The sequence below is a fragment of the Acinetobacter sp. Q85-2 genome (genome assembly GCF_013420555.1).
Lineage (GTDB): Bacteria > Pseudomonadota > Gammaproteobacteria > Pseudomonadales > Moraxellaceae > Acinetobacter > Acinetobacter indicus.
Window position 1 is genome coordinate 1 of record NZ_VOXW01000028.1, and the last position, 19,164, is coordinate 19,164.

Below are 19,164 nucleotides of genomic sequence, written 5' to 3' on the forward strand. Positions count from 1 at the left end.
AGAGTGAACCACCTGATCCCTTCCCGAACTCAGAAGTGAAACCTCTTAGCGCTGATGGTAGTGTGGGGTTACCCATGTGAGAGTAAGTCATCGCCAGCTCATTAATTCAAAATCCCCCTAGCTTAAATAGCAGGGGGATTTTTTTATGCTTTTAATAAAGCTAAAGAATTATAAGTCCCAGAAAAGTATCTAAGCATCATGATCAAATAAATAGAAAGACAAGTATTCGGTCGCAAAAACCGGTCTTTAAATTGTCACTGAATCATCCCAACACTGTCATTTTTTCTTGTTTGAATGGTTTCCCCAATTGCTATTTTTAAACTTTATGAAAAAAAGATCTATTGGCCTTTTTATGGCCGTTGTGTTGGGCTTGAACGGATGTAATGATTCTGATGAAAAGACGCAGGTGACGCCTACACCCTTGATCAATGAGCCAACTTTGGTGGCTTTTGCAAAACTGGATGTGGCCACCTATGCAGAAGGACCAGATTCCGGTGCATATGTGACCGGTGCAAACGGAATTTTGCCGCCATTTTCTGGGCAGCCTGTGCAAGGTTTTTCGGCTGCTTTAAAAAATAATGATGGGACTTATCTGGTGATGTCTGACAATGGTTTTGGCACACAAGATAACTCGGCTGACTATCTGCTGCGTTTGCATGTGATTCAACCGACCTTTAGAACAAAAATAGCAACTAACACTGAAGTGAAGCATTTAAGTTATGTGCAGCTGCGTGATCCGAATAAACTCATTCCCTTTTCTATTGTCCATCAAGATACTGCCGAACGTTTGTTAACCGGGGCGGATTTTGACCCGGAATCGATGCAGCGTGCACCGAATGGCGAGATCTGGATTGGGGATGAGTTTGGACCCTATTTACTGCATTTTTCTGCTGAGGGTATATTGCTGAGCCCGCCAATTCCATTACCTAATCCACTGAATCCGGCGCAAGAGCTGCGTTCACCTCAGAATCAGTTCAATAAAGAGCAGCTGAATTTTGTTGAACCGCTGGTACAGCGTAGTGGTGGCTTTGAGGGTATGGCGATCTCTCAAGATGGAAAATATCTGTATCCGCTGTTGGAAAAGCCTTTACTGAACGATAGTTCTAATCGTTTAATCGTGTCTGAATTTGATCTGGCAAAAAAGGCCTATACGGGTAAATATTATTATTTCCCATTACATACCAGCGCTACAGCAATTGGTGATTTTCAGCTGTATAGCCCGACAGAAGGAATCATTATTGAACGGGATGATAGTGAAAACGATCTGCTGGGCTATAAAAAGCTGATTAAAGTCACGCTCAGCGCCGCTGGTCAGAATATGCAGAGAGAAGATCTGGTCAATTTGATGGATATTGCCAATCCGGATTTACTTTATGGCACTGCGCGAGCGGGTGATATTGCGACCGGTGAGCGTTTTGGTTTTCCGTTTCAGACCATTGAGGATATTGTCATTGAAGGTCCAGACCTGATTACTGTGCTGAATGATAATAACTTTCCAGGTTCAAGCGGGCGAAATGCCAATCTGGCCGATGATAATGAAATTATTCAGATCCGTTTGCCAAAAGCATTGTTCTAAATTTATCAGCAATTACAGAAGGTCACCTCGGGTGGCCTTTCTTTATGAAGATTTTTTTGTATATTTTTTAACAAAAGCATGCTATAAAAATCAAAACAGGCATAAAAATTGCTTATAAAACGCGGTATTAAAAAAGGTGGGTAGTATGAAGTTATCAGTGGGATTAAAAGTTGCCAACTCCCTGTCATTGACACCCCAGTTGCAACAGGCCATTCGTTTACTTCAATTATCAAGTTTAGAACTTGAGCAAGAAATTCAATTACAGCTCGATAGTAATCCATTATTAGAGAAAGTTGAAGAACAGGCCGATGTTGAGAGTCTGTCAGCGGCAGATACAGATCGTGATCAAAAAGATTTAACCAATGAATTAAATGCCGATCATCTGCCAGATGATTTACCGGTCGATACCGACTGGGATGATGTCTATACCCATCAGCCGACCAGTTTAGGTACGCCAGAATATGAAGAGCGTGAAGATAACCGTCAGGGTGTACTGGGTTTAAAAGATCATATGCTGGAGCAGATTAACCTGCTGCATTTTTCTAAAATTGACCAGCTGATTGCTTACTGCATTATTGATTCTCTGGATGATAAGGGTTTTCTGGAAAGCGATATCAGCGAGATTACTGCTTCAGTCCAGCATCTGCTCGATTCGATGGAGTATGAAGACAGCATCGAAGACGATGAAGTGCTGGTGGTATTGAAACATATTCAACGGCTGGAGCCGGTGGGGGTTGGTTCGCGTCATCTGGCGGAATGTCTGTTGATTCAGCTGGAAAGTCTGCCGACAAATACCCCATGTCGTCAGGATGCTATGCAGCTAATGACGCATTATGAGTTATTAATCAGCAATGAAATTCCAAAACTACTCAAGCAGACTGGTTTAAATACCGATCAGCTGAGATGTGCGGTCGAGTTGCTGAAAACTTTGAAACCGCATCCGGGTATGGAGTTTGAAGATAAAGAGTCGGATTATCAGATTCCAGATGTGGTGGTGATGAAAAAAAATGACAGCTGGCAGGTACAGCTGAATCCGGATGTCATGCCAAAGCTCCGGGTTAACTCGTTTTATGCCAATATGATTCGTCGTGCCGATCAGAGTGATGACAATCAGTATTTACGCAATCAGATGCTGGAAGCCAAAAACTTTATCAAGAGTATTGATGAGCGGCATAAAACCTTACTGAAAGTGGCAACCTGTATTGTTGAGCATCAGCGTACTTTTCTGGAAATTGGCGCAGAAGGCATGAAACCTTTGGTGCTACGCGATATTGCCGAAGAGGTCGAGCTGCATGAATCTACGGTATCCCGCGTGACCACCAATAAATATATGCTGACCCCGCGTGGCCTGTTTGAGTTGAAATATTTCTTTTCAAGTCATGTTGGCACTACATCGGGCGGTGAAGCATCGTCAACTGCGATTCGTGCCAAGATCAAAAAACTGATTGCTGAAGAGAACCTGCGTAAGCCTTTGTCAGATAATGCAATTGCCAATATTTTAAAAGAAGAGGGAATTGATGTGGCGCGACGTACGGTTGCAAAATATCGCGAATCTTTACATATTCCATCTTCTTCTGAAAGAAAAGTCTTGATCTAGTTTTGAAAATCTGCCTATTCTAGAGATTCATTATGACAACATAATGAATCTTTTTTCTATGAGGATGAGTCAAAATGATTGCATGAAGGTATCACTGAGCAGCAGTTCTGGTCCTGTACGTGAATCATTTTGATGATGACTCGTCTAATCCTAACGAAGGTGAGGGATAGAATTATGCAAATAACAATTCGTGGCCATCATTTATCAATTACACCTGCAATTGAAGAAAATATAAAAGCAAAGTTCGCGCAAATGACCAAACATCTGGATCAGGTCAATAGTATGCAGGTGAAGCTCAGTAAAGATCATCAGATCGATAAGCATTCTAAAAAAGGCAGTGCCAACCATATCGCAGAAGCGATTATCCGTTTACCTGGAACGGAGCTGTTTGCCCAGGCCTGTGCTGATGATATGTATACATCGATTAAGAAAATGTCAGAAAAATTAAAACGCCAATTAGACAAGCATCGCAAAATGCAGCTGGTTTATCAGCCTGTCGCGATTTAGCTGAAACAATCGGCAAAAAGAGGTTTTTAAAAAACCTCTTTTTTTATATATATAATGTATGTGACTAATGAATTATTTTTTTCATTTATAGTAAAATGACCGGTTTTACACCGTTGGTCCTATAAGAGGTCTTGTGATGAATAATGAACAGCTCGCTGAAATTTTAAAAGCTGCTTTTCCAGAGGCAGATGTAGTCGTTAGTGGGCAGGGTGGTAAATTTGATCTTCGTATTGTCGATGATCAGTTTGAAGGCAAACGTCTTGTTGCACGCCAACAGGCAGTGTATGCGCCGATTAATGCCTTGATCGCCAGCGGTGAAGTTCATGCGGTAACAATTAAAGCAATGACCAAAGAAGAATGGCGTAAAGCAAGCTTATTCGGAGCTTAATAAATTAATGGATAAATTTTTAATTCAGGGCGGTATTAAGCTCGAAGGTGAAGTGCGCATTTCTGGTGCAAAGAATGCAGCATTGCCATTACTGGCTGCCATGATTCTGGCCGACTCACCTATTACCCTGACCAATGTGCCTAATCTGAAAGATGTAAACACACTGGTTAAACTCATTGCGGGCCTCGGTATCACCATGTCTTATGAAGGCGATACTGTGGTGGCCGATACCTCAACCCTGAACAACCAGTTTGCACCGTATGAGCTCGTTAAAACCATGCGTGCGTCTATTTTGGTGCTTGGACCGCTATTGGCGCGCTATGGCAGTGCACAAGTATCACTCCCGGGCGGCTGTGCGATTGGTTCGCGTCCGGTCGATCAGCATTTAAAAGCTTTAGAAGCTTTAGGTGCAGAAATCCAGGTCGAAAATGGCTATGTACATGCCAAAGTCGATGGCCGCTTAAAAGGCGGCGAAGTGGTTTTTGATATGGTAACCGTAGGCGGCACTGAAAATATCTTGATGGCTGCCGTGCTGGCGGATGGTGTCACCACCATCCGGAATGCTGCGCGTGAACCGGAAATCACCGATCTGGCACAAATGCTGATTAAGATGGGTGCCAAAATCGAAGGCCTGGATACCGATACTTTGGTGGTAACTGGTGTAGAAAGTCTGCACGGCTGTGAATATGCGGTAGTGGCGGACCGGATTGAAACCGGTTCCTATCTGGCGGCGGCAGCCATTACTGGTGGCAAGATTAAAACCACGCATACCGATCCGGCCCTGCTGGAATCGGTGCTAGACAAATTTGAAGAGATGGGCGCAGAAGTCACCCGTGGGGATGACTGGATTGAACTGGATATGATGGGTAAACGTCCGAAAGCGGTCAGCTTCCGTACTTTGCCACATCCAGATTTCCCGACCGATATGCAGGCCCAGTTGATGGCGGTGAATGCCGTTGGTCGTGGTTTTGCCACCATCTCTGAAACGATTTTTGAAAACCGTTTTATGCATGTTCCTGAATTGGCACGTATGGGTGCCAATATTCAGGTTGAAGGCAATGATGCTGTGGTAACCGGTGTAGAAAAATTATCTGCAGCACCTGTCATGGCTACAGATTTACGTGCTTCGTTCTCTTTAGTGTTAGCAGCTCTGGCGGCTGAAGGGGAAACACTGATTGACCGTATTTATCATATTGATCGCGGTTATGAAAATGTCGAAGCGAAGTTACAAGGTTTAGGTGCCCAAATTAAGCGAGTAAGTTAATGAGCGATATGAGAAACGATGATCCAAACTTTGACGTAATGGGCAATTTTGATCATGGTTTAACTTTAGCATTAAGTAAGGGACGTATTTTAAAAGAGACACTGCCGCTGCTGGAAACAGCGGGCATTAACTTGCTGGAAGATCCTGAAAAATCCCGTAAGTTAATTTTTCCAACCACCCATAAACAGGTGCGTATTCTGATTTTACGTGCTTCTGATGTGCCGACCTATGTGGAAAATGGCGCAGCAGATTTAGGTGTGGCAGGTAAAGATGTCTTGATGGAACATGGCGCACAAAATGTCTATGAACCATTAGATTTAAAAATTGCCAACTGTAAACTGATGACAGCGGGTAAAGTCGGTATGGTTCGTCCAAAAGGCCGCTTAAAAATTGCGACCAAATATGTGAACCTGACCCGTCAATACTATGCCAGCTTGGGTGAACAGGTTGATGTGATCAAGCTTTACGGTTCGATGGAACTGGCACCGCTGGTCGGCCTGGGTGATTACATTGTCGATGTGGTCGATACCGGAAATACGTTACGTGCCAATGGTTTAGAACCACTGGAAGAAATCTGTAAAGTATCTTCCCGTTTAATCGTCAACAAAGCCAGTTTTAAACGTAAACAGGCGTTGTTAAATCCGATTATTGCCCAGCTAGAACAGGCTGTGGCTGATCGTGAACAGGCCAAACAGGCGTAAGTTGTTCAAATAAAAGACCGCTCTTGAGAGCGGTTTTTTTATGGCGGTTTATGAGAACAGTCCTGTTAATACTTTTCTTCAATTTGAGCAAAAGTAATTTTCCATAAAAGTCCGTGGCCCAATGTGTGATTGATACCCACAAAAGCCCTGAAAACAGGTAAACTAATCTTTTCCATATCAACCTTGTGGGTAAATTGATGCGACGTTTATCGACTCAAGATCAGAACTTCAAGCAGGTGTTTGCTGACTTGTTGGCTTTTGAAACAGTGAGTGATCCAGAACTGTTAAAAACCGTAGACCAAATCATTGCTGATGTCCGTCAGCATGGTGATGCTCATGTTCTTAAATTAACTCAGCAGTTCGATCGACATCCCGCGCATCAATTTTCAGATCTAGAACTGACCCAGGAACAGCTTAAAGCCGCTTTTGATGGATTGAATCGTGAGGTGCGTGATGCACTGGAGCTGGCTGCAGCACGTATCCGTGAATTCCACCAGGCACAAAAGCAGGATGGCTGGACCTATGTTGATGCCTTGGGCAATACCTTGGGTCAGAAAGTCACGCCACTGGACCGCGTGGGCATTTACGTGCCGGGTGGTCTGGCGTCTTATCCATCTTCAGTACTCATGAATGCTGTTCCTGCGCATGTCGCGGGTGTGCCTGAAATTATCATGGTGGTTCCGGCGCCAAATGGTGAGTTGAATCCACTGGTGCTGGCGGCGGCCTATTTAGCGGGCGTGACACGTCTGTTTACCATTGGTGGTGCACAAGCGGTCGCGGCGCTGGCCTATGGTACAGAAACCATTCCATCGGTCGACAAAATTACCGGTCCAGGTAACCGTTTTGTCGCAGCAGCAAAACGTGCGGTATTTGGTCAAGTCGGTATTGATATGATTGCCGGCCCATCAGAAATTCTGGTCTATGCCGAAGGTGAGAATAATGCAGAGTGGCTGGCGATGGATTTATTGTCACAAGCCGAGCACGATACCGTCGCACAAGCAGTATTCATTACACCAGATGAAGAATTATTGAATGCTGTTGATGGCTGGATTGAAAAGCACCTAGAAGCATTGCCAAAAGCTGAGATCGCCCGTACCTCGATTGAAAACCGTGGTGCATTGGTATTGGTGAAGGATCGTCAGGAAGCGATTGAGTTAATTAATCAGGTGGCACCTGAACACCTGGAATTATGCATGGATGATCCGCAAGTGATGGCAGAAGATATTCGTCATGCCGGGGCAATCTTTATGGGACGTTATACCCCTGAAGCGATTGGGGATTACTGTGCTGGTCCAAACCACGTGCTGCCAACCTCAGGTACTGCGCGTTTCTCCTCACCGCTGGGTGTGTATGATTTCCAGAAACGTTCTAGCCTGATCATGTGTTCGCAAGAAGGGGTGAAAACTCTGGCCAAAACTGCGGATGTATTGGCGCAGCAAGAGAACCTGGATGCACATGCGAGATCAGCACGTTATCGTTATCAGTAATTAAAGAAATAGAAAACCTCTCCCTAGCCCTCACTTGCGCTTCATTTTAAAGCTGTGCTTTAAAACTTGCTCAGGAGAGGGAACTTTGAGAATTTAAAAATGAATATCACCACCGAACAAATGCGCTTCTGGAGTCCGGCAGTACGTGAATTAGAACCGTACGTACCGGGCGAACAACCGAAAATCCAGAATTTACTTAAACTGAATACCAATGAAAACCCGTATCCGCCATCGCCAAAAGTGGTGGAAGCAGTGCAGAAGGTACTGGCAAACTCGGCGGATGCGTTACGTTTGTATCCAGACCCGGATGCTTCCGAGTTAAAACAGGCCATTGCCAAACAGCAGCAGGTACCGGTTGAGCAGGTTTTTGTCGGCAATGGTTCTGATGAAGTGCTGGCGCATATTTTTAAAGCCTTCTTTGTTCAGGATCTGCCGCTGTTGTATCCGGATATTACCTATAGTTTCTACCCGGTCTATAGCCAGTTTTTTGGGGTCAATACCCAGGTCATCCCTCTAAATGACAATTTTGAAATTGTGGTGGATGATTATAAGCAGCCAAATGGCGGCATTATTATTACCAATCCGAATGCACCAACCAGTATTGATATGGGCCTGGCTGCCATTGAGGAAGTGCTTCAAGCCAATCCAAACTCAGTTGTGGTGATTGATGAGGCCTATGTGGATTTTGGTGCTGAATCTGCGGTCAGCCTGGTAGAAAAATACGAGAATTTAGTGGTATGTCAAACCACATCTAAATCGCGTTCTTTGGCTGGTTTACGGGTCGGTTTTGCGATTGCCCAGCCACATTTAATTGCTGCGCTGGAAGCGGTGAAAAACAGCTTTAACTCTTATCCAATGGATCGTTTCGCGATTGCAGCAGCTGTCGCATCGTTTGAAGATCAAGCCTATTTTGAAGCGCAAAATGCCAAAGTAATTGCAAGCCGTGAAAGCTTAGTGGCACAGCTCAAAGAGATTGGATTTAAAGTGTTGCCATCAAGTGCGAACTTTATCTTTGCATCTTTACCAAGCAAAGATGCCGGTGAATTGGCAGCTGAATTGCGCGAACGTGGCATCATTGTGCGTTATTTTAACAAGCCACGGATTAACCAATTCCTTCGGATCACCATCGGTACCGATGAACAAAACCAGCGTTTAGTGGATACCTTGAAAAATGAGATTTTGGTTTAAGTGAATCCACCCTAACCCTCCTTTGATAAAGGAGGGAACTCTTCCCTCTAGAAAAGGTGAGAAACAATGGTTCTCAAGGGGAGGGATTCATAAAAAAGCGACTCAATTGAGTCGCTTTTTTATTTATTCAGGTGTGTACCAGGTATTGAGTAAATCCAGCATCGCCGAAACCTTATCAAAACATTCCTGATATTCTGCATCACAATCAGAGGCAATGGTAATACCACCACCGGCCCATAACGAAACTTCGTGTTGATATTTTTGAATCGAGCGAATCAGAATATTCCAGGAACCAGTACCATCAAAATTAAAATAACCCATCGATCCACAATAGGCCCCGCGTGGTGCGCCTTCGAGTTCATCAATAATCTGCATGGCGCGAATTTTAGGGGTGCCAGTAATCGAGCCGCCCGGAAGTGCAGATAGCAATACATCCAGTGGATTGATTTCTGCTTTTAACGTCGCAGTGATTTCACTCACCATATGATGCACTTGTTTAAATGATTCAATATTGAATAACTTCGGCGTTTTTACTGAACCGGTTTCGGCATAGACACTCAGATCATTACGCAGTAAATCGACGATCATCACATTTTCAGCTTGATCTTTTTCAGAATTTTTTAAGGTCTGTTTAGATTGCTCATCCAATATTGGATCTGTATAGCGTGGCATGGTGCCTTTAATCGGTTTGGTGAGGAGTTGCCGATGAGGCAGAAAATCAATAAATAATTCAGGTGAACAGCTGAGTAATTCAAAGTCATTTATTTTTAAATAACCGGCATAAGGAGCATGGGTTAGCGCCCAAAAATCTGTAGCGGTATCTAATAATAATCCTTCCGCAGAACCTTTAAATTCCTGGGTTAAATTAATCTGATAACAATCACCTGCAACAATATAATCCTGGACTTGATTAAAGGCCTGTTGATATTCAGTTTTATTCCAGCGTGCGGTACAGGCCTGAGTTAATTTAAATGAATTCTCCTGTTTTTGAGCCAACAAATTTTGAATATAAGTCAATAAAAATTCGGCTTGCTGCTCATCGCTGGTGAAATACCAGTGCCCATTTTCCAGAGTTAGAAAACTGTGAAATTGTCCTAGAAATAAACACGGTTGAGGTTTGCTTTGAGTATGAATGTGCTGTTGGGCGGCATAATCGTAGCTGATAAAACCGATCAGTCCACCTTTAAAATAACTGTCGCCAATACAAACAGTTGGCTGCAAAAATTCATCTAAAGAAGGTGCTGCTGTTTCTTCAAGATAATCATTAAAACTGTGCTGCTTAAAATACTGCCATTTATTTTGTTGAATAAGGTAGTAATGTTTTGCCGATAAGCCAATAATCGGTTGGCCATTATTTTCTAAATAAACAAGATGTGAGAGTGAACCCAGCGCTTTTAAAATTTCTGCTGGGGTATAGGGGGATTCACAAAGTACTTGTTTGTAGAAAGATGAGGTGGCCATAAATTTGGAGAAAATCAACAATAAATATCTATTTTACCTGATTCTGCGCCAAGAAAATGCTTATGACCGTTTATCGGCAAGCTGAAAAATATGATCAATAGCAGTTGAACAAAAATTGACAGGGGGATAACTTTGTTAGTGCTATCCAGCCGCTCAAGGAAATACGTAGCAGGTTGCTAAAAACAAATAATCAACCCGCTGCACAAGAGTGGTAACAATCAAAAAAATAATACTCTTGGGAGAGTAAATATGAAAACATTTACTAAACTAGCTTTAGTATCTTCAATGGCATTAAGTGCAAATGCATTTGCAATGCAGGCAATGGATGATTCAGCACTTAGCGCAACCACAGGTCAAGATGGTTTATCGATTGGTATCGGTATTTCAAAAATTGAAATTGAAAAGCTCTTTATCCATGATAATGATGGTTTAAATGGTACCATTGATAATGCTGGTGCGATTGTTATTAAAGGGAATGGTACTGGACTTACCGCTACAAAAGGTGTGGTGATTACAGCCCCACTTGATCTTACAAATCCTGCAAGCCCAGTGGTTGATGAGTCACGAACAATCGCGAGTCACAATTTAGCAGATTTGAAAATTGACTCAGATGCTGGTGCAGGTGGTGGTAACACAGCCTTTATTAATATTGCAGCTGATGTATCTGGCTTAGATATTTATATTGGTGAGATTGGTGTAACGGCTTCAGGCAAACAAGGAGCAAGCACAACCTCAGAACTTCGCCGTGGTGGTGTAGATGCGAACTATAATGCGATTCTCTCAGGCTTAACGCTTAAAACTGGCCCAATGTCAGCCAATATCCAGTTAGGTGCTGCGCCACAAGGGGCGATGATTAAACTGAATACTACGATGCTTGGTGGCCTTGAAATTAATAATTTGGGTATTCTGGATAACTCAACGGCAAGTGCTGACCGTGCAGCAGGTGAGATCTTTATTGAAAGTATTAAAATTGCCGATGCAAATGCTAAGAACCTAAGTATTAATCAAGATATTAGTGTGTATGGTGCAAGTCTCACTAATCCGGATGAGAAAGGATATATTGAAATCGTGAGTCATGGCGGTGCCAAAGACCATTATATTAAAGGTGTTCATTTAGGTAGTAAAACTGCTGCATCTATTGGTGATGTTGAAATTCAAGGAATGCAAACCTATTATGGCCCTACAATGTCGGATCAAGGTGCTGTAATTACCATTCGTGGTCACTAAGTTCTATCTTGAAAAAGCGCGTGTTTTCACGCGCTTTTTTTTACAAATAAACTCATGAGTACGCAAAAAAATAAAGAAAGCACTGTTTTTTTTCTAAAAAAAAGGTATCTTGCTAAATACATGGAAGTAGAGTTCTTACTCTAAAAATAAAAAATGAACTGGCAGAGCTGCCTGGAACTTGAAAAGTAAAAAATTATGTTAGAGATCGCATTAGGCTCGGCATTGATGTATTACGCTGCCACACAAGCCTTCGACTTAAAGGAACAACATCCGGAAACCGTACGCTATACGGAAACACTGGATTCCCGCAATTCTTCTTTTACCCGTATGCATCGTGAGCCTGTACGTATTCAACCTGCTTTACAAGATCAATTCCGGGGCATTGTACGTCAGGCTTATGACTATAGCTGTGGATCGGCCGCTTTAACCACGCTGTTAAATGGTTATGTCGGAACCCGATTGACAGAGCAGCAGACCATGAGTGGTTTGCTACGTTATGGGGAGTACGAGCGCATTATTGAACGGCGTAGTTTCTCTTTGCTGGATATGAAACGTTTTGTTGCTGCATTGGGCATGGAAAGTGGCGGCTATCGTGGGGAATTTTCAGATCTGGTCAAGCAGGGCCAGCCCGCAATTGTGCCGATTTCCTATGCTGGTTTTAAGCATTTTGTGGTGTATAAGGCCTATAAGGATGGCCGGGTCTATGTGGCCGACCCGGCACTGGGGAATATCAGTTTTGATGAGCAGCGTTTTAAAGAGGTGTGGGAAAACAATACCTTGTTCCTGATTAATGTGGCGCCTGAATATCGTAAAGACTTCCTGGCTTTACAGGATAGTGATATGCGCCATGTTGAAGATGCCACTGTTAACCATCATGCCTTTGTCAATATTCAATATCCACAATTCTATATGGACAAAATTGCCGATAAAGCCTCGACCATTCGTTTAGAACGAAACATGAATCCTGAGTCAGAGAATTTCGGCGAACATCAGTACAACTTTTTAAGACTCTATTATAAAAGTAAATAAATATTTACTTTAAAAACGAAAAAAAATTAAAAATTGGAAGGGAAGAAGATGAAATCTAAATGGATGAATAAAACCGTATTGGCCATCAGTATCCAAATGGTCTGGGGAGCAGCTGCTTATGCTGCAGAAGAGCCACAGTTAGGACAATATGAAGCAGTAGAAGAGCAGCAGCTTGCGTCAGAAGCCACAGCTCCAGCAGAAAACTCAAGCCCTGAAGAAGTTAGCACTGAAGCAGTTGCTGAGGCCAATATTGAAACAGCAACAGCGACTGCACCGAGTGCTGAGCAGGCTGCATCAACTGCGTTACAGCAGCAGGAAGGGGATGCCACCAAAGAAGCCAATCTGGAAGAAGTCTTTACCTCCAATGAACGCCAATATTCCTTAATCAAAAAAGGCAATATCTCATCTTATTACGATATTGATTATACCTATTATCGTGATACGCAAATTGATATGGAAATGGCGCAAGGCCAAATCTATCAGTTGCGTGTTCAGGAAAATGCATCGCATGCATTGACCAATACTTTCACCGTTCAATATGGATTATTGGATAACCTGACCTTAACCGCCTCTTTACCTTTGGTGGCCAAGACCGATCAATTAAAAGATGCGAATACCGCGGGTCTGGGAGATATTTCTTTAGGCGCACGCTGGGAACCTTTCCCTTTAAAAGCCGGCCGTTTGCCACTAATTTTATTCGGAAATCTTTCGACCAAAACCGGTGATAGCCCGTATGAAATTAATAGCACTACCGAACTTGCGACCGGTAAGGGCTATTATTCTGCAGGGATTGGAGCCAGTACCCGTAAATATATCGACCCAGTGGTGTTATTCGCTTCGGTCTCCGCCAATTATGGTTTTAAGGAGTCGGGCTTAAACCAGATTCGTGGTCCACGTATTATTGAAGAATTTGAGCCGGGCATTAGTGGTGGTTTCGCCTTTGGTTTTGCCTATTCCTTTAACTACGACGTTTCAATGACCATGTCGTATCAGCAGAGTTTTAATACTGGCGCTGAATTCCTCTATCACACCAGCGAAAGCTATTCTCCGGCCGATCAGACCAGTTCTACCCTGGCCATTTCTTTAGGGGTGCGCGTTTCTCCTGAAACGATTGTCAATGGTACTGTTGGTATTGGTTTGACAGAAGATGCACCGGATGTGTCTTTAGGTCTGTCTTTCCCACTCGATATTCTGGGCTTTGGTAAGAAACTTCGCTAAGAGGCTGGTCGTATGAAAATAATTCGACTTCGCCCGTTAGTGTCTGCGCTGATCTTATCGGGCTGTTCGAGTGCTGCTTTTGCACAATTGGGACAAAACCTGTCTGTCGATATCCGTTCCTTGACCATGGGCAACGCGGTCACGGCAGATCCACCGGGCATTAGTGCCATTCATTTTAACCCGGCAGCCTTAACTAAAATTGAAGGCTTGCAAACCGATGTACAAGGGGTGCTGGCGCACTTTGATGTACAGCGTGAGTTTTCTGCGCCAGCCGACTATAACGTATTTGGTTATTCCGATGATCCACTGGTCTGTCATGATGGACCGGAAATTCTGGCTGACTTTTGTACCGACTTTAAAGGTGAAGTATCGGGTGATGTGGAATATGCATCGCTGTATGTGCCGGTACTGAAAAAGTTTGTTGATCTGGGTGAAGGCATGCCACTGGCCGCACCAACAGCAGGGATTGCCTACAATCCGCCGGGGTCTAAAACCACCTTTGCTACTGCGATGTATGCGCCGTTAATTGCCGGTTTTGGTGCTGAAGATGGCAACCCAGGTAACTTCATGGGGCAGCAGGTGGCACTGGAACGGATTACCTATCTGTCACCGTCAATTGCCTATCAGGTCAATGATGAGCTATCGGTCGGGGCATCGGTGGGAATGTCCTACCAGGCCATTGCCATGAATACCGACTTGCGTTTCCCGAATGACCTGATCGGGATGCTGCGGATGATTGATGAAGTCGTCTGTACCCCGTTTAAAGAAAACTCCGATATTATTACCGATATTCTGTTGTTGGGGATTTGTAACGCACAGGAAGGCATGAATCCGTTTGGTCGTTTTGGACAAATGGATCTGGCCGTCGAGCAAAGTCTGAGCCCAAGCTATAACCTCGGGGTGTTATGGGAACCACGTGAAGATTTCAGCTTTGGTATGGTCTATCAAAGTTCAGCCAAAATGCGACTCAAAGGTAAATATCATATTGATAATGCCAAGGCGCCGAGTGAGCTGATTAAAGGCTTGATGTCTTCCCCAACCGGGCAAATTCTGGCGGCAATTCTAGGCTTCCCGAACTATATTCCGGCCAGTGAGTCAGGGCTGGTGGCGATGGATTTTGAATATCCAGCGCATTTCCAGGCCGGGATTAAATACAAGGTGATGCCAGATTTACAGGTGAACTTTGATGTCGGCTGGACCGATTATGCTGCTTGGGACAAGTTCAAGTTTGAATTTGACCGCCAGATTTCTGCCTTAAAAATTGCCAAATTATTGTCTGAACATGTCTCTGACAGCTCGCTGGCCTTGCCGATGGGCTTCCAGTCACCATGGAGCTGGGGCATCGGGATTGAATATTCTGCTACCGACCGTTTAAAACTGCGTGCCGGTTATGAACCACGAACCAGTGCGATTCCAGATGACAAGCGTAATACCATGGTACCCATTAATAATGCACGTCTGTTTGGTTTAGGTGTGGGCTATCGTTTTGATGCCGATACTGACCTGGATTTATCGATCGGCTTTCTGCAAAGCCGGGACAAAATTCCAGCCAATACCAGTAGCCTAGCCAACAAAGAAGGGGTGAATAACTTATTACTCAACCCGTATGCGGGACTGAATGTCAAAACCACTAGCAACATTACAATTTTAGGTCTGAGCTATAGAACACGATGGTAAAAGTGACAAAGCGTTTATCTGGCTTGATTTGCCTGTCTTCACTCTGGGCGCTGTCTTTGGGCTCGGCCAGTGTAAGTTATGCCAATGAGTTTTATACCATTATTGGCCCGGATGGCCGGCCGATGGTGGTACAGCGTAAGGCCGAAACCCGGCCGGCCGCGAAAAAAGAAGCTGTGCCGGTAAACAAAACGCAGGCACAAAGTAGAGCATCGTCTGCTTTGAATCCGGCGCAGCCGCAAGCGCAAATTCCCGTTTCTGAACCTGTCAGAGCTCCTGCTGTTGCAGTCGTACCCACAGTTAGTACTGTACCGACTCAACCAGTCACTACGGTAAAACTCACAGAAAGTATCCCACAAAAAACACCAGATACAGCAGTTGTGGAACAGCCTGTCGTCACACCAGTTGTATCGGCAACCACAAAACCGGTATCAGCTTCATCATCTCCAACGATTACATCTGTCATCCCGCAAACTGAATCTCAGGAAGTATTGAAGACTGTGCAAGCTGATCAACCAGACCGTACTTCATCTTCCGGTTTTACCGAAATGGAAGGGGAGCAGTACGTCAATAATGAATACCTGGAACACAGTGAATTTAACCTGGAGGGGAAAAAGCGTTTTTATATGATGCCGGAAGGCGTAGTCGACAGTAAATTGGGCGGTGGTGCGACCCGGGTGCAGGTGGTAGAACGTGAAAAAGGAGTTGGGCAATCGGTGCTGGATCGCCTGTTCAAGAAACGCCAGCCAGAAAGTGTCAAGCCAATGGTGCTGTCATCGACTTATTATCGTATTGCACAGGCCGATGCCATCAGCAGTTTAGGCCAGTCCTGTTTTAACAATAAAAAAATTAAACATGCCAAGACCCTGGCCGTACAGAAAGATGTCAATCTCTGGCCACGTGCACCATTAACAGATGAATTTGATTATGAGGTGGTGAAGCTGGAGGGAGATTTACGCCATCTTCAGGTGAATTCATACGCTTCTAAAACCCGGCAACCTACATTTTACTGGCCTTTTGCCGTTTTTCTGGATGCGCAAGGCTGTGTGATTGAAGGTGCAGGCGGCTACAAGAGCCAGGATACTCAATCCACCTTATTGCAACATGAGCAGGTGGAAGGGGTGATTCAATTGCCGGCTCAAACCCGTTATCTTCTTTTAACCCCGCTGGCATCGGCAATCGATATGGAAAACCGCCAGTTAAGTAATCAGGGCCAATTGAAAATTATTGCCTTAGATCAATAAAAAACATGAGACATCAGGATGAAGAAATCAAATATTTTAGCCTTGAGCAGTACCGCTTTGATGATGGCACTCAGTGGCTGTGGTGGTGAAAGTGCCAATGTCATTCCAGAGCCGAATATTGTGAAGGAAATTAATGGCAGTTGTGTCAGCGGGCAAAACTGTGTGGAATTCGCCCTGGATTATCCGGTGCATGGCCTGAATTTTACCTGTAGCAGTGATCCAAGCAAAACCTATATTACCCGGATTGCGCCAACCACCAATGCCGCCACCGGTAAATGTAGTGCCGGTGATAAAGTCCATTTCTTTATTCAGGAAAAAACAGAAAAATCAATTAATCTGGGGACAGTAAGTCTGGCTGATATTGGTCTGGCCAATTCGGTTAGTGCCAGCTTGCCGCGTTTAACCCTGCTGGATATTGCCCGTGGCTTAACCGGGCAGGCGGCAACCGAACTGACCCTATCGGATTCAACTGTTCAAGTGGCACAGGCAATTACACGTATTTTACAGGCTTTATCAATTGAAAGTTCCAAGAACCAAGAACGGCCGACCATTGCCGGTGATGTGCAGCCACTTTATATTTCTGCGCTAAAAAAAGAACAGCTGGATGATATTTTGGGTTCGGTGACGCTGGAGGATTACCGTTCCGGTGCCTATGTCAGCAAGTTAAGTCCTTGGGTCAATTTAAGCACCGTCAGTGATGCGCAGGCCTTTGACGCACTGAAAACCCTGGTCTATATGACCAACTCTGCCTCTTATCAGGCCAATTATCCGGTACTGGCTGTGGAGGGTTCGACCTTACCACAAGGTTTATATGGCTGTAATCAGGATGATTGCAAACAGAACTCGAATACCTTAAGACACCTGATTGGCCAGTTCCAGTTGATGACCGATCGCTCGGGTTATACTTTCGGTTATGGCATGCAGTGGCGTGGAACCATGTCGACCAGTAATGAAAACCCGTTATTGACCATTACGGCCGATTTCTTGAAACGTGTCCGTCCGGAACTGATGACCGCAGCGGCACAAAATAACTGGATTAATCCACTGAATGAAACGATCCAGGGGCCTTATCGTTTTAGCATCAACAGTAACCGGACTGAAGATTTTACCGTGACCCAGGGGAAACTGTATAACGATTATATGATTGCCGGCACCGAAGGCATTTATAAAACCCTGACCAAGTTCCCGACAGGAAAGCCGGAAGAATATGGCCGCTGGACCCAGACTATTGGCACGGATCAGTTTAAGGGCTCACTGGATATCTATAAATATTTTCAGGTGAATTTCCTGGATAACCGGATTTTTACTTCGGCGAAAAATGTGGCCTTGGGTGAGCGTTATATTTTCCCGTTATATGCCACTCTGAATTTCAATTTTGCCAATAATGCCGCGCCAGCAATTAAGCTCGGGATTGTGCTGGATGAGCAGGGCAATATCCGTACCGATATTGGCCCAAATCCGACCGCAACCGATCTGTCGGGGACCTGCGCAGTCGCTACAGATAGCAGCACGCCAGAGATTGTGGATAGTAATAATGTCACGCAATATCGTATTGGTGTGCTGGGAGCAACCGATCTGAGCAATCAGGCGCAGGCGATTACCCTGCGGATGATTCTGGCCAATCCGGTCTTTAACCAGCTGAATGGTGCCGTAATTGGTCTGAATACCCGGGTTGACAATACCCAGGGCGAGCAGGCCATGGTGGTAGGTGGTGCGCGGCTGAATATGGGTAATCTGGTCAATCATACCTCGACCCGGATTAGCCTGAGTGACTTCTCCGGCAACAATACCGTGTCATGGAGTAACCTGTATACCTTGCAGCTCAAGACTTTTACCAATCAGGATAGCAACAATGCTACGGATGCCGATAAAGAACTGGCTAAACTCACCGGTGGAACCGTGAGCATCGAAGTGGCGGACTGTTATAACCCGGAACAGGTGCGTATCCAGTAACAGCAATATATTCATTAAAATACAAAAGCCCATCTACGGATGGGCTTTTTCTTGGCGGGGATATTTATTGTTAACCAGTATGATCCAAACGCGTACCCAAGGTTTCCAGATGAGTCGGGAAATGCTGGTTTTTGCGGTCTTCAAAATAATGTCTTAAGGTATGTTCCACGCTTGGGAAGGCTAGTTCTGCCCATGGAATTTCATCTTCGCTAAACAGACGCGATTCAATAGTTTCTTCACCCGCCCCAAATTGACCTTCAATCAGCTGCGCTTTAAACAGCACATAAATCTGGCCAATCCGTGGAATGTTGTACATGCAGTACAGCTGCTCAATCTCGATTTCCGCTTCTGCTTCTTCACGGGTTTCACGTGCCGCGCCTTGTTCCATGGTTTCAAACAGTTCCATATAACCCGCCGGCAGGGTCCAGAGTCCATAACGCGGTTCAATGGCACGGCGGCATAATAACACCTGATCTTCCCACAGCACCAAAGCCCCGCAAATCACTTTCGGATTCACATAATGAATACTGCCACAATGGCTGCAAACACGGCGTAACTGATGATCGCCTAAAGGAATTTTTTCCGTTGTTTTATGTCCACACGTTCCGCAAAAGTTCATATTCAGCATCAACGATAAAGTTGCTGATCAG

The 19,164-nt window shown here is 44.5% G+C and carries 16 protein-coding genes and 1 rRNA gene; 15 read left to right on the forward strand and 2 right to left on the reverse strand.

The annotated features are described in order from the left end of the window. The 9 genes from rrf to hisC all read left to right on the forward strand — a co-directional run. Positions 1–99 (forward strand): 5S ribosomal RNA (gene rrf, locus FTT68_RS12660); the annotation flags it as partial. A gap of 226 nt (positions 100–325) precedes the next feature. Then, a complete protein-coding gene (locus FTT68_RS12665) occupies positions 326–1,576 on the forward strand; it encodes an esterase-like activity of phytase family protein (protein ID WP_180056321.1) in 1,251 nt (416 codons plus the stop codon). 145 nt (positions 1,577–1,721) lie between these two features. Further along, entirely contained in the window at positions 1,722–3,173 is a 1,452-nt protein-coding gene (locus FTT68_RS12670; protein ID WP_180056323.1) for an RNA polymerase factor sigma-54, read from the forward strand. Between the two features lie 174 nt (positions 3,174–3,347). Then, positions 3,348–3,680, forward strand: a complete 333-nt coding sequence (gene hpf, locus FTT68_RS12675; protein ID WP_005179935.1) for a ribosome hibernation-promoting factor, HPF/YfiA family — start codon at positions 3,348–3,350, stop codon at positions 3,678–3,680. A 136-nt stretch (positions 3,681–3,816) separates the two neighbouring features. Further along, positions 3,817–4,068, forward strand: coding sequence for a BolA family iron metabolism protein IbaG (gene ibaG / locus FTT68_RS12680; RefSeq protein ID WP_005179933.1), 252 nt, complete (start codon positions 3,817–3,819; stop codon positions 4,066–4,068). A 7-nt stretch (positions 4,069–4,075) separates the two neighbouring features. After that, a complete protein-coding gene (murA, locus tag FTT68_RS12685; RefSeq protein ID WP_005179929.1) occupies positions 4,076–5,332 on the forward strand; it encodes a UDP-N-acetylglucosamine 1-carboxyvinyltransferase in 1,257 nt (418 codons plus the stop codon). Next, positions 5,332–6,033 carry an ATP phosphoribosyltransferase gene (hisG, locus tag FTT68_RS12690; protein WP_005179926.1) on the forward strand — a complete coding sequence of 234 codons (702 nt, stop codon included), beginning with the start codon at positions 5,332–5,334 and terminating at the stop codon, positions 6,031–6,033. Before murA ends, hisG begins: the two co-directional genes overlap by 1 nt. A gap of 185 nt (positions 6,034–6,218) precedes the next feature. Then, complete coding sequence (gene hisD, locus FTT68_RS12695; RefSeq protein WP_168399365.1) at positions 6,219–7,520, forward strand: histidinol dehydrogenase; 1,302 nt, start codon at positions 6,219–6,221, stop codon at positions 7,518–7,520. Positions 7,521–7,619: 99 nt separating this feature from the next. Continuing rightward, a complete protein-coding gene (hisC, locus tag FTT68_RS12700) occupies positions 7,620–8,708 on the forward strand; it encodes a histidinol-phosphate transaminase (protein WP_180056325.1) in 1,089 nt (362 codons plus the stop codon). A 123-nt stretch (positions 8,709–8,831) separates the two neighbouring features. Here hisC and FTT68_RS12705 read toward each other — a convergent pair whose 3' ends face one another. Continuing rightward, complete coding sequence (locus tag FTT68_RS12705) at positions 8,832–10,169, reverse strand: anthranilate synthase component I family protein (protein ID WP_180175407.1); 1,338 nt, start codon at positions 10,167–10,169, stop codon at positions 8,832–8,834. A 249-nt stretch (positions 10,170–10,418) separates the two neighbouring features. Here FTT68_RS12705 and FTT68_RS12710 point away from each other — a divergent pair, with 249 nt between their 5' ends. The 6 genes from FTT68_RS12710 (at position 10,419) to FTT68_RS12735 (ending at position 18,514) form a co-directional block, all read left to right on the forward strand. Next, the gene (locus FTT68_RS12710; protein ID WP_180056329.1) at positions 10,419–11,396 is read left to right on the forward strand and encodes a DUF6160 family protein; all 978 of its coding nucleotides are present in this window, start codon (positions 10,419–10,421) and stop codon (positions 11,394–11,396) included. 195 nt (positions 11,397–11,591) lie between these two features. After that, positions 11,592–12,425, forward strand: a complete 834-nt coding sequence (locus FTT68_RS12715) for a C39 family peptidase (protein ID WP_045795549.1) — start codon at positions 11,592–11,594, stop codon at positions 12,423–12,425. Between the two features lie 48 nt (positions 12,426–12,473). Then, the gene (locus FTT68_RS12720; RefSeq protein ID WP_180056331.1) at positions 12,474–13,643 is read left to right on the forward strand and encodes a hypothetical protein; all 1,170 of its coding nucleotides are present in this window, start codon (positions 12,474–12,476) and stop codon (positions 13,641–13,643) included. A 12-nt stretch (positions 13,644–13,655) separates the two neighbouring features. After that, the gene (locus tag FTT68_RS12725; protein ID WP_180048530.1) at positions 13,656–15,320 is read left to right on the forward strand and encodes an OmpP1/FadL family transporter; all 1,665 of its coding nucleotides are present in this window, start codon (positions 13,656–13,658) and stop codon (positions 15,318–15,320) included. Next, positions 15,314–16,561, forward strand: coding sequence for a putative pilus assembly protein FilE (gene filE, locus FTT68_RS12730; RefSeq protein ID WP_081410070.1), 1,248 nt, complete (start codon positions 15,314–15,316; stop codon positions 16,559–16,561). Before FTT68_RS12725 ends, filE begins: the two co-directional genes overlap by 7 nt. Positions 16,562–16,579: 18 nt before the next feature. Then, entirely contained in the window at positions 16,580–18,514 is a 1,935-nt protein-coding gene (locus tag FTT68_RS12735) for a flagellar protein FilF (protein WP_180048531.1), read from the forward strand. 70 nt (positions 18,515–18,584) lie between these two features. Here FTT68_RS12735 and FTT68_RS12740 read toward each other — a convergent pair whose 3' ends face one another. Continuing rightward, positions 18,585–19,133: an NUDIX hydrolase gene (locus FTT68_RS12740; RefSeq protein ID WP_104470910.1), complete on the reverse strand. Its 549-nt coding sequence runs from the start codon at positions 19,131–19,133 to the stop codon at positions 18,585–18,587. Between the last annotated feature and the right edge of the window lie 31 nt (positions 19,134–19,164).